Source organism: Magnetofaba australis IT-1 (assembly GCF_002109495.1).
Classification (GTDB): domain Bacteria; phylum Pseudomonadota; class Magnetococcia; order Magnetococcales; family Magnetococcaceae; genus Magnetofaba; species Magnetofaba australis.
In genome coordinates this window covers 180,165-192,088 of sequence record NZ_LVJN01000020.1, presented here as the reverse complement: position 1 = coordinate 192,088, position 11,924 = coordinate 180,165, and the positions used below count along the sequence as shown (strand labels likewise).

Genomic DNA, 11,924 nt, shown 5'->3' with positions numbered 1-11,924 from the left:
GAATCGGAGAGCCGCACCATTATGAACGACGCCCCGCAAGAGGGGGAAAATCCCCGCCTCCCTGCCATTTTGTACCTTGTTCCGACCCCCATCGGCAACCTGGAGGACATCACTTTGCGCGCTTTGCGCATCTTAAACAGCGTAGATCGCATTTTGGCCGAGGACACGCGCCACACGGCGCGCTTGCTGGGTCATCACGGCATCGCCACGCCCATGAGTCCGTTTCATGAGCATAATGCGCAATCGCGCATCGGCCCGGCATTGGCGGATTTGGCTGCGGGGCGTTCGTTGGCGCTGGTGAGCGATGCGGGATCGCCGGGCATCAGCGATCCGGGGGCGCCGCTGGTGCGTGCGGTGGTGGATGCGGGTTATCGGGTGGAGGCGCTGCCGGGGGCGACGGCGTTGATTCCGGCCCTCACCGCCTCGGGATTGGATGCGCGCCGATTTGCCTTTGAGGGCTTTCCGCCGCGCAAGAGTGGTCAGTTACGGGCTTTTTTCGCCGATTTGGCGCAGGAGCCGCGCACGTTGATTCTGTATGAGTCGCCGCGCCGCTTGGCGGATACGTTGAACATTGCTGCGCAAGAGTTGGGGGCGGATCGACCGGCGTGTGTGGCGCGGGAGTTGACCAAGCTGTATGAGACTCTGCATCGGGGAACGTTGGGTGAATTGGCGGAGCAATTCACTGCGGAGGCGCCGCGTGGGGAGATTGTGTTGGTGATTGCGGGCGCGGATGTTGAGGCGGCCAGGCAGGCGTTGGACCCGGAGCAGGTGGTCAGGGAGCTGTTGGAGAGTGGCCTTTCGGTAAAGGAAGCGGCCAAGGAGGCGGCCAAGCAGACGGGGCGCAGGAAGTCGGAGATGTATGATGTGGCGGTGAAGCTGAAGGGCTAAGAGTGTGTGCGGGAAAGTGGCGGTCCCAGAGGTGTGTCAAGGTGGCCGCCGACTGATCGGCGGCGGTGTCTGGGGGCCGCTGCCCCAGCGGCCATAGGCGAAGCCGTATCAACAATCAAATGGGCGGCGCCCCACGGTTCGGCAGTAGTCTTTGGCCGTTTCCTTATAGAACAAAGTCCGAGCCCGCAAGAAGCTGGGGAAGCACTCGAAGCAACGAGCCCGCAAGGAGGCCGTCGGGGAAACGGCGGTGAGCAGGCCCCGGAGGGGTCGTCGTCCGCAGGACGGCGAACTGCTCTAAAACTTCAAACCAGGGAAACTCAAAAAGTGTTTGCGGGAGGGGATTAAATTCAGCAGCAATCCTTGGAAGCCGCTCTGTATTTGTTTCCGGCGTCTGTTGCGAGTGGCCGTACTGGAATTGATCTCCAGAATTCGAAAGCGTCCAGGATTAATCCTGCGCCGCCTTAGCCTTCGAGGCGCACTGCGCCTGCAACTCCTTTATTTGACGCTGCATCGCCAACTGGTCCGAGATATCTTTAAAAACCAGCACAAAACCTGCTCCCTGCCCGGCTACAGACATTAACGATAGAGTGAAATCAACCGGGATCGGCGCACCTTCATACGGGGAGAGCTTCAACTCCTCAAAGCTCACTGGCTGGCTGTGCGCCTGTTGCATGATCTCCTCAATATGAAACGCCTGTGCGGTGTGATACGGATGGCAAAAACGCTCCAGAATCATGCGCCCCATCAAATCGTTCTCCTTGCGGCCCAACAGCCGCTCAGCCTCGGTGTTGAGCACCTCAACACGCCCTTCCAGATCCATAGCGCAGATGCCTTCGCGTAACGCGCCCAGGATGCAGGTGAGACGTGTTCTCGGCGTTGCCGTCACAAACCGCAGCAGGTCGCAGTCAACGGCGAACTGGCGCACCTCCAGATGCAGCTCACACGGGGTCGCCTTGCCGGCGCTGCTGATGAGATTGGCGTCATACGTTATGCTTTGCTGCGAATCCAGCAGGGAAAGAAAGTGCTCCTTGGCGGTGCGACCCAGCACCAATTCGGTAAAAAGCTGACCTTGGAGCGCATCCGCCTGCGCTCCCAGAATGGTATGCAGAGCCGGATTGGCATCGATGATCACGCCCTGACTATCCAGGCGCGCAAATCCCTGACTCATGTGCTCAATGATGGCCTGAAAACGGATTTGCGAGGCGTCCAGTTGGCGTTTGACAAAGGTGGAGGCCATAGCCAGCAGGATAATCAGACTGGTGGCCAGCGCCACGCCCCAGGCAAGCATGGCGGGATTGCTCGGGGCGATCGAATGCTGGCCGCCGCCTGGGAGGAAATAGGCCGCCTCCATAGCGATATAGTGCATGCCGGAGATGGCGCTCCCCATCACCACGGCGCTCGCCAGGGTTTGTGCCTGATCCGACCAGCCCCATTGGGTCCGACGCACCAATAAGCGGATCGACAGCGCCAGAATCGCCAGCAGCACCGCCACCACGATAGAGATCAGAAACAGTGGGAGATCATAGCGCAGTATGCCATTCAGGCGCATGGCTGCCATGCCGGTGTAGTGCATGGTTCCGATGCCGCCGCCCATGATGAGGCCGCCGAAGAACAGGTGTGAACGCGTGAGCGTCGGGCGGTTGATGAGCTTGAGCGCGACTCCGGCCGCCATCACTCCTGGCAGCAGGGAGAGGAAGGTGATGGCGGGGTTGTAATAGACGCCGCAATCGAGCTTGAAGGCGAGCATGCCGATAAAGTGCATGGCCCAGATGCCCACTCCCAAAGACAGCGCGCCGAAACTGTGCCACAGCAGCCCCCCGCTGGGGCTGAACCCGCGCTCGCTGAGACGCGCGGCCATCTGGAAGGAGACCCAGGAGGAGAGGATGGCGATCAAAATGGAGATAAACACCAGCAGCGGATCATATTGGCTACGATAAGCCTGTACGATCTCTTCAGGACCAGAGAGAAACGCCAGGAGTCCGCTTGATTCCACGTACTTCTCCAAACAGTGTTCCGATCATTATCGTAGGGTGTAATATGACATGGTATTGTTATTTGAATAATTCACCAAATAAAATCGATAAATTTATAGTGGAAACTATAATAAATCCAAACAAAACGACACAGAACAACCAATGTTTGTGTGACGAAGGTACGGCTTGCTTTGACTATTGGTCGGAGCGGGCGTGAGGCGGGCCCCACGATGTGGATTTTATAGTCGTTAGCATTCAAAAGTGCACAGATGGGTGCTGAAAGATATCGAGGGCTGCGCCCTCGAGCTCCCAAGATCAAAATCCAAACCGTGGGCGCTGCCCATACCCGCTTAAGGGTCACAGACCCTTAAGCGTCCCGACAAATTTCCGTTGGAAATTTGTCCCCTAGTCAGCACAGGCTGAATCAACGTCATGCAAACATTGAGCGCTTTGGATGTGTGTCATTCTGGATTCAAGCGGCTATAAGAGCTTGAGGGCGGAGTTCTCGATATCTTTCCATCGCCAAAATTGCTCATATTCACTTCTGATTTTACTGAGTATATGATCAAATGGCGCCTCTGAGAGAGATCTGATGGGGAGGCTTATCTTGGTGGGACTTTGGCAATATTGACCAGAATTCATGAGGGGAGAGTTTTGTTGCTCTATACGACCAAGAAGATGCCGACAGACTCGCCCTCACGGAAGTAATATACCAAGAGGACTAAAACCTTAAAGGTCAGAAGTTTCTGGGAGTTCAGGAGGATTCCCGAGTATCAATAGACAGTTACTGCATTCAGTTTCTTCTACAAACACTTTTGACTTTCCCAGGCTCCGCGTTTTCGAGCAGTTCGCCGTCCTGCGGGCGGCGGCCCCTCCGGGTCCTGCTCACCTGCCGTTTCCCCTTTTGCCTGCTTACTGGCTGAACGTTCCGCACCTCGCATCAGACTCTCTGCTGACGCCGCCTTTGTTCAATGGGGAAACGGCAAAAACACTGCCAAAGCCACACCGTGGGGCGCCGCCCCACACCCCGCTGGGAGTAGCGGCCCCCAGACCCCGCCGCCGACCAGTCGGCGGCCAAGTTTACTCCCTGCGCTCTGGACGCCTACGCCTTCCCATTGCGCGTTTTTAGCCACGTCTTCTGAATCAGATACGCATCGTTGCTGGCCCGGTGACGTTGCACGTCCATCTCCTCCTCAATGCGATCCTTGGTCGCGTGCCAAATCTCCATCTGCTCCTCGGAGAGAATCATCTCCAAACAACTCACCGTAAACTCCGGCCTGATGCGACTCTCATAGAACAGTTTGTCCAGCCATGGCTTGTCCACCACCCAACCATCCGTGTAGACAATCTTGTTCTGCAACAGACGGTTCAGCTCTTTGGCGACCGCTTCAATGGGCTTGCCATACTCCCGCAAAATGTCGCGCGAGACGTGATGCACGCTCTCCGCCTGCTCATCCCAATGGGTCCAATCCGGCGCCGGAATCACCAACGAGCAATATTTCTGACCCTGATCCAACGCCAGCCCCACCTCAATGGGATAGCTGAACGGACCAAATCCAGAAGCCTCGACATCAACAATCAAGGGGGTCTTAAGGTTTTTCATCACCATCACGTTGGCGCTTCGTTGAAAAGTTGATCTTAACCCTATCTTTCCCGTCGCCTCAATCCAACCAAATTCCGGGGCTTATTACTTTGGTTTTGATATTTTCCGCAGACACTTTGAGGTTACCCCAGACTTGTCGCTCCACTGCAGTTCGCCGTCCTGCGGACGACGGCCCTGCCGGCCTACTCACCCGCCGTTTCCCCGACAGCCTCCTTGCTGGCTCGTTGCTACCAAAGTCTCTCAAGCTCCCTACTGGCTCCCACTCTGTTCAATGGGGAAACGGCAACGGACAAAGACAAACCGTGGGCTCCGCCCTTTAATTATCGATACGGCTTCGCCTAGGGCCGCTGGGGTCACGGACCCCAGACGATTTGGCAGGATTGCCAAATCGGACTCGCGCAGCGAGCCCGAAGGGTGCGGGCCATGAATGGCCCGAATCACCCCGCCGCCGACTGGTCGGCGGCCAATTTTACTCCGTGCGCGCCGTTCTCTTAGCGCAGCGTCACCATGCCGCGCAACAAGCTGACGGTGGCGAAAATAAACGGCGGCGCATACCACCAGGCGGAGAAATCCGCCGCCGCCAAAATCGCCCCACCCAAGAACAGCGTGCCGCCCATGGTGGCCGCGCTCTGGCGCGCAAAGCCCTGACGGATCTCCTGCTGCACCGATTCAAACGACGATTGATGCACCCGCAGCCACAGACGGTCGTTGGCCAGACGGTCCAATGCGCCCAAGGCCAACTCCGGCGCCGACGCCAGCGCCTGCCCGCTCTCCTCCAGCGCTTTGCGGAACTGTCGCATGCGCCCCTTGGGGCCGAGTTCTTCCTGCATCCACTCCTTGACCAGCGGCTTGGCGATCTCCCAGGCGTTGAGCGGCGGATAGAGCTCGCGCCCCACCCCTCCAGAGTCAGCAGGGTCTTCTGCAGCAGCAGCAGTTGCGGCTGCGTCTCCATCTGGAACTCTTCGGTCACCGCAAACAGCTTGGCCAACAGCCGCGCCACGGAAATATCCGCCAAGGGCTGGCCAAACACCGGCTCGCCCACCTGCCGCGCCGCCTCCTCGAAGGCGTCCAGATCGGTGTCCGGCGGCACAAAACCCGCCTCCAGATGCACCCGCGCCACTTTGCGATAGTCGCGGGTGAGGAAGCCGTGCAGCAGATCGGCCAGATAGCGCCGCGAACGTCGCGTGAGCTGCGCGGTGATGCCGAAATCCACCATCACCACGGTGCCGTTCTCCTGCACCAGAATGTTGCCCGGGTGCTGGTCGGCGTGGAAATAGCCGTCGTGGAACACCTGTTTAAAGAAGGCGGTGAGCAGCGTCTCCGCCACCGGTCCGCGAATGGCGTTATAACTGTCAGGGTGGGCCGTCAGTTCGCTGAGTTTGACCCCTTCCACCCAGCTCATGGTGAAGACCTTCTGCCCGCTCAGGCCACCGATCACCTCCGGGAAGCGAATGCGATCGGGACGGTTCTGGAAGTTGCGCCCCAACTGCGCGCAGTGGCCCGCTTCGATCTGGAAATTAAGCTCATTGCGGATGGTCTGGGCGAACTCCTCCACCACCTTCACCGGCTTGAGGCGACGCCACTCGGGCATCACCCGTTCGGCCATGGCCGCCAGCATCGCCAACATGCGGATATCATCCTCCACCTGCCGATCGATGTTGGGGCGCATCACTTTCACCGCCACCTCGCGGCCATCCTGGGTCACCGCATGATGCACCTGAGCGATGGAGGCGGAGGCCACCGGCTGGGGATCGAAGCTGGAGTAGAGCGTCTCCAATGGCGCGCCCAGCTCCAGCGCCACGGTTTCGCGCACCTGATCAAACCCAAACGGCGGCACCGCGTCCTGCAGGCGTTTGAACTCCTGCCCCACATCGTCGGGCAGCATGTCCAGGCGGGTGGAGAGCATCTGCCCGAATTTGATGAAGGTGGGCCCCAGCTCCTCGATGGCCAGACGCAACCGCGCCGCCTGGGTGGTGCGTTTGACGTGGCGACGAAAACCCGGATGCAGCTTGACCAGCCAGCTCCAGATGCGCATCAGGGTATAGCGATGCGACAGCGACGCCATCACATCGTGGCGCGCCAGAATGTGGGTAATGACCGCCATCCGCCACAGCGAGCGGGGCGCGTGCAGCCAGGAGTTGATCACGATGACGCCGACCCAGCCTGACGCACTTTGAGGCGATTCTCCAGACGGCTGATGCGCCGCGCCAGCGCCTCCATGGGCTCCTTGAGCCCTTCGGCGCCGCTGCTGAGTTTATCCAGCTCATTGGCGCGCGGCGCTTCGCGGATATCCAGCCACTCCTCCATGCCGTTCTCAAAGCTCTGTTTGCCCGCATTGGCCTTCTCGGCGCTCCAGGCGGCCATCTTGGCGGCCAGTTGCGCGCCGGGAGCGCCAAACAGCGAACCCAACTCCTGCGACCAATCGATCTCCACGTTATCGAGAATGTTCTTGAAGTGCAGGCCGGTCTCGGTCTCGCCGGACATCTTCAGCTTGCGCGCAAAGAACAGCGAGTCGGGATCTTCGGTGTTGAACAGCAGTTGCAGGAACGCTTCGGCGTCGCCGTTCATGGTGACGTTGGGCGCCTCGTCGCTGTAGGTGTGGATGCGCACGCGGCCATCGTCCTCCACGCGCATGTAATAGGACTGACCCAGATCCTCCACGGTGAACTCGAACACCTTGCCCGCCAGTTCGCTCAGACGCCGTTTCAGGTCGGGATAGCGGGTGAAGAAGAGATTCAGCGTCACCCCCAGCCCCACGGCGGTGGCCGGTTGCGGCAGCAGTTTCATCGGCGCGGCCAGCCAGGACATTTTCATGATCATGACGCGCGCTCCTTAAACTTTGAAACCGACGTGAATGGCGGCGATGCCCGCCGATAGATTGTCATAGCGCACCCGATAGAGCCCGGCGGACTCCATCATCTCCTTGAAGGTCTCCTGGTCGGGGAACTGACGGATCGACTCCACCAGATATTGATAGGAGTCGCGATCCTTGGTCACGATCTGGCCGATCTCCGGCAGCAGATTGAAGGAGTAGGTGTCGTAGATGGGGCGCAGGAAGGGGATGGCGACTTTGGAGAACTCCAGCACCAGCACCTGTCCGCCCGGCTTGACCACCCGCTGCATTTCGTCCAGCGCGCGCTGGATGCGGGTGACGTTGCGGATGCCGAAGCCGATGGTGGCGGCCTGGAAGCTGTTATCGGGGAACGGCAGCTTTTCGGCGTTGCCGCAGACCCAGTCGATGCTCGACACCATGCCTTCGTCGGTCAGCCGCTTGCGCCCCTGCTTGAGCATGGAGAGGTTGATGTCGCACAGGGTCACGCGGCCCTGACCTTCCATCTTCTTGTGCATGAGGATCGCCAGGTCGCCGGTGCCGCCGGCCAGATCCAGGCAGTGGTCGCCCGGTTGCAATTTGAGCTTGGCGATGGCCTGACGCTTCCACAGGCGATGGATGCCCAGGCTCATCAGGTCGTTCATCAGGTCATATTTTTCCGCCACCGAATCGAACACCCGGCGCACTTGTCCCACCTTCTCGCCGACGGGGATATCGCGAAAGCCGAAGTGGGTGGTTTCCTGGGAATCGGACATGTCGCCGCTCCTTGATGTGTGTCCATGCAAACGCCCCATCTGTGGGGCGATCGGGCATTGTACGTCATCACGCCGTTTGGGGAAACCGTCCGCCATACCCAGGCCCGCCAGCGGCCTGAATTTCCAGCAACTGTTTGTGAAATCACTCCCGCGCCCCGCCTGCGCCCTGGGGGAGCAGAAAATTTCATCTGTGGCGTCGGGGGCTTACCCTGTTTACCCGGAAGCTGGCGCGCAAAACGTCTTGCAGGTTGCGCAGGACAAACGCATCATATCGCCAGGGAGCCAAGACCCACACGCCGCATTGGAAACATCAAAAAAAGCTGGATTTATCAAGGCCAAGCGCGCTTTGCGACATTGGAGAGCGTTGCTGTCGCCGCAGTTTACCGCTGCGCGCCGGGGCCACTCAGCCAGGCTGTGGGACGAGCATTTTGGGGGAGGCGCCCGCGTTTTCGCGCGGGTCGCGCACATTCGGGTCATAAATAAGAAACACCGCGCGCCTATGCCGCTGGAGCGCGTCGGTCAGGGATTGGGGTGAAGGCATGTCGAATCGCGCCGAACGGGTCGCAGGGAGCGCCGCCAACGAGCAAATTCCGCTGCAACCAGCCTCGTGGGACATCTGGGATAAGAAGTACCGTCTCAAGCGCAAGGATGGCGAAGCGGTGGACGCCGATATGGCGGGCACCTATGACCGCGTCGCCCGCGCCCTGGCCGATGTGGAGCCCGAAGAGAATCGCCAATACTGGCATGAGCGCTTTGTGTGGGCGCTGCAGAACGGCGCCATCCCCGCCGGACGCATCGTCTCCAACGCAGGCGCGCGTGAGCACAAACCCGCCACCAGCACCATCAACTGCACCGTCTCCGGCACGGTGTACGACTCCATGGATGAGATCCTCGCCTCAGTCCACGAGGCGGGTTTGACCCTCAAAGCGGGCTGCGGCATCGGCTACGAGTTCTCCACCCTGCGTCCCAAAGGGGCGTTTGTGGCGGGCGCCGGGGCCAGCACCTCCGGGCCGCTCTCCTTCATGGACATCTTCGACGCCATGTGCCGCACCATCTCCTCGGCGGGCGGTCGTCGCGGCGCGCAGATGGCCACCTTCGACATCACCCACCCCGACGTCGCCGACTTCATCCGCGCCAAACGCGAAGATGGCCGCCTGCGTCAGTTCAACCTCTCCTGCCTGATCACCGAACCCTTTATGGAAGCGGTGAAATCCGACATGGATTGGGAGCTGCTGTTCCCGGCCAACAAGTATGAGTTGGAAGATCCCACCATGGAGATCGTCTACCGCCCCTGGCCGGTGGAGAACGGGTATAAGACCAACGATAAGGGCGAAGTGGCCTGCCGGGTGTGGAAGCGCCTGCCTGCGCGGCGGTTGTGGGACGTGATCATGTCCTCCACCTACGACTACGCCGAACCGGGGTTTATTCTCATCGACAAGGTCAATGAGATGAACAACAACTGGTATTGCGAAGAGATTCGCGCCACCAACCCCTGCGGCGAGCAACCCCTGCCGCCTTATGGCGCCTGCCTGCTGGGTTCGGTGAACCTGGCCAAATTCGTCAAGGACCCCTTCACCGACCACGCCGAGTTCGATTGGGAGCGCTATCGCGAGGTGGTGTGGGTGTTCACCCGCATGCTCGACAACGTGGTGGAGCTGCACGGTCTGCCGCTGGGCAAGCAAGCCGAGGAGATCGAGCGCAAACGCCGTCACGGCATGGGCTTTTTGGGTCTCGGTTCGACCATCTGCATGCTCAACATGCGCTATGGCGACTCCGCCTCGGTGGCCTTCACCGAGCGCGTGGCCCGCGAGATGGCGCTCACCGGTTGGGAGTGCGGCGTGGAGTTGGCCAAGGAGAAGGGCCCGGCGCCGATTCTCACGGAAGACGTGATTCTCAACGCCACCCACTTCGCCAAGCGTCCCGAACTCAAACAGGCGGGCCATGAGCCGGGCGACGCCGTGCCCGCGCGCACCTTGATGACCCGTTACAGCCGCTATCTCAAGCAGTTCCCCGCCGAACTGCTGGACGCCATCGAGGAGCATGGGTGCCGCTTTACCCACCACTCCTCCATCGCCCCCACCGGCACCATCTCGCTCTCCATGGGCAACAACGTCTCCAACGGCATTGAGCCCAGCTTCGCCCACAAGTACAGCCGCAACATCATTCGCGAGGGCAAGAAGAGCAAGGAGAAGGTGGACGTCTTCAGCTTCGAGCTGCTGGCCTATCGCGAACTGGTCAATCCCCACGGCGACCCCTACGCCACCGAGGAGGCCGACCGTCTGCCCGAGACCTTTGTGGATGCCGGCTCCATCCCCCCCACCGCCCATGTGGACATTCAGGCGGCGGCGCAGAAGTGGGTGGACAGCTCCATCTCCAAAACCATCAACGTGCCCACCGAGTTCCCCTACGACGCCTTCAAGGAGATCTATCTCTACGCCTACGACAAGGGCTTGAAGGGCTGCACCACCTTCCGCTTCAACCCTGAAGCGTTCCAGGGCGTGCTAGTCAAGGAGGAGGATCTGGCCAACACCACCTATCGCTTCCAGCTCGAAGATGGCTCCACCCTGGAGGTGAAGGGCAACGAAGAGGTCCACTACGACGGCGAAACCCACACCGCCGCCAACCTCTTCGATGCGTTGAAAGAGGGTTACTACGGTAAGTATTGAGTCTTCGTGACGCTGGGCTTTTGATGATTTTGGGATGATGAAAGATATTGGGGCTTCGCCCCAAACCCCGATCCAACTTTCATGACTTCCCCAGTTGGGTTTGCTGGAAGATGAAAGATATTGGGGCTTCGCCCCAAACCCCATGAGGGCGCCGCCCTCAACCCGCCAGGGCTTTGCCCTGGACCCGCACGGGCGCTGCCCGTGACCCGCCAGGGAAATGATTTCCCTGGACCCTCGTTAGTTTTACTCCGTGCTGATTCCAACATTATGCACGGCATCTCATAGATCTAGGAGTTCCGCCATGGCGGTGAGTATTGAAAAGAAGATCGTCGGCTTTGAAGTGGTCTCCAAAGATGCGGAGGCCGCCGCCGATATCCCGACGGAAACCACCATGGCCGAAGTGGTGCGCATGCAGCCCGCGCTCAAGCGCCCGGCGGCCCTGCACGGCTCCACCTACAAAATCACCACCCCCATGTCCGAGCACGCCCTCTACATCACCATCAACGATATGGTGATCAACGAAGGCACTGAGTTGGAGTATCGACGTCCGTTCGAGATCTTCATCAACTCCAAGAACATGGAGAACTTCGCCTGGATCGTGGCGCTGACCCGGGTGGTCTCGGCGGTGTTCCGCCATGGCGGCGACGTCTCCTTCCTGGTGGAGGAGCTGCGTTCGGTGTTCGACCCCCGCGGCGGCTATTTCAAGCCCGGCGGCAAGTACATGCCGTCACTGGTGGCGGAGATCGGCGAGTGCATTGAGAACCACCTGCGGGAGATCGGCATGATCCGCGCCCCGGAGGTCTCCCCGGAGTTGGAGGAGAAGCGCCGCATGGCGGAGGATCAAGGCTTGGCGGGCTCCCAGTGTCCCAAGTGCGGGCAACTGAGCGTGGTGCGATTGGATGGGTGCGAGACCTGTTTGGAGTGCGGCCACTCCAAGTGCGGCTAATTGGCCAAAGCGACGATGAGCGCGCCGGACTTAGCAGCCAGCACAAACCGGCAAGCACTGCGCGAAAGTTTGTGGTCCAAGAGGTCCAGGAGGCTGGCCTCCTGGTGGGGTTTGGGGCGAAGCCCCAAGGTTTGGCTTTTGCTCTTGGGAGCTCGAGGGCGGAGCCCTCGATATCTCAACGCGCCAATGAAATGTTTCAACCAACACCCAATGAAATGTTTCAACCAACACCGATGAGCGCGCAGGACAAGTCGCCCGCACAA

Annotated in this window: 8 protein-coding genes; 3 read left to right on the top strand and 5 right to left on the bottom strand. The window is 60.0% G+C overall.

Annotated features, from left to right (window positions below; all coding sequences use genetic code 11):
* Positions 1–21 precede the first annotated feature (21 nt).
* Positions 22–888: a 16S rRNA (cytidine(1402)-2'-O)-methyltransferase gene (gene rsmI / locus MAIT1_RS13140; protein ID WP_085442953.1), complete on the top strand. Its 867-nt coding sequence runs from the start codon at positions 22–24 to the stop codon at positions 886–888.
* Positions 889–1,333: 445 nt separating this feature from the next.
* On the opposite strand, the gene MAIT1_RS13135 is transcribed toward rsmI, so the two are convergent.
* The 5 genes from MAIT1_RS13135 to ubiE all read right to left on the bottom strand — a co-directional run bounded on the left by MAIT1_RS13135 (position 1,334) and on the right by ubiE (position 8,049).
* Positions 1,334–2,881: an MHYT domain-containing protein gene (locus MAIT1_RS13135; protein WP_085442952.1), complete on the bottom strand. Its 1,548-nt coding sequence runs from the start codon at positions 2,879–2,881 to the stop codon at positions 1,334–1,336.
* Between the two features lie 1,082 nt (positions 2,882–3,963).
* Positions 3,964–4,464, bottom strand: a complete 501-nt coding sequence (locus tag MAIT1_RS13130) for a 3'-5' exonuclease family protein (RefSeq protein WP_085445456.1) — start codon at positions 4,462–4,464, stop codon at positions 3,964–3,966.
* Between the two features lie 502 nt (positions 4,465–4,966).
* Positions 4,967–6,610, bottom strand: coding sequence for a 2-polyprenylphenol 6-hydroxylase (ubiB, locus tag MAIT1_RS13125; protein WP_085442951.1), 1,644 nt, complete (start codon positions 6,608–6,610; stop codon positions 4,967–4,969).
* Positions 6,607–7,284, bottom strand: coding sequence for a ubiquinone anaerobic biosynthesis accessory factor UbiT (gene ubiT, locus MAIT1_RS13120; protein WP_085442950.1), 678 nt, complete (start codon positions 7,282–7,284; stop codon positions 6,607–6,609). The genes ubiB and ubiT overlap by 4 nt, the downstream gene beginning before the upstream one ends.
* A 12-nt stretch (positions 7,285–7,296) precedes the next feature.
* Complete coding sequence (gene ubiE / locus MAIT1_RS13115; protein ID WP_085442949.1) at positions 7,297–8,049, bottom strand: bifunctional demethylmenaquinone methyltransferase/2-methoxy-6-polyprenyl-1,4-benzoquinol methylase UbiE; 753 nt, start codon at positions 8,047–8,049, stop codon at positions 7,297–7,299.
* 539 nt (positions 8,050–8,588) lie between these two features.
* Here ubiE and MAIT1_RS13105 point away from each other — a divergent pair.
* Both MAIT1_RS13105 and MAIT1_RS13100 read left to right on the top strand, forming a co-directional pair.
* Positions 8,589–10,715, top strand: coding sequence for an adenosylcobalamin-dependent ribonucleoside-diphosphate reductase (locus MAIT1_RS13105; protein ID WP_085442947.1), 2,127 nt, complete (start codon positions 8,589–8,591; stop codon positions 10,713–10,715).
* Positions 10,716–11,016: 301 nt separating this feature from the next.
* On the top strand, positions 11,017–11,661 hold the full coding sequence (locus MAIT1_RS13100) for a TSCPD domain-containing protein (protein ID WP_085442946.1): 645 nt from the start codon (positions 11,017–11,019) through the stop codon (positions 11,659–11,661).
* Positions 11,662–11,924 lie beyond the last annotated feature (263 nt).

Excerpts from the sequence above, each read along its gene's own strand:
- rsmI (WP_085442953.1), top strand. The coding sequence starts at position 22 with ATGAACGACGCCCCGCAAGAGGGGGAAAATCCCCGCCTCCCTGCCATT.
- MAIT1_RS13130 (WP_085445456.1), bottom strand. The coding sequence starts at position 4,464 with ATGAAAAACCTTAAGACCCCCTTGATTGTTGATGTCGAGGCTTCTGGA.
- ubiT (WP_085442950.1), bottom strand. The coding sequence starts at position 7,284 with ATGATCATGAAAATGTCCTGGCTGGCCGCGCCGATGAAACTGCTGCCG.
- ubiE (WP_085442949.1), bottom strand. The coding sequence starts at position 8,049 with ATGTCCGATTCCCAGGAAACCACCCACTTCGGCTTTCGCGATATCCCC.
- MAIT1_RS13105 (WP_085442947.1), top strand. The coding sequence starts at position 8,589 with ATGTCGAATCGCGCCGAACGGGTCGCAGGGAGCGCCGCCAACGAGCAA.
- MAIT1_RS13100 (WP_085442946.1), top strand. The coding sequence starts at position 11,017 with ATGGCGGTGAGTATTGAAAAGAAGATCGTCGGCTTTGAAGTGGTCTCC.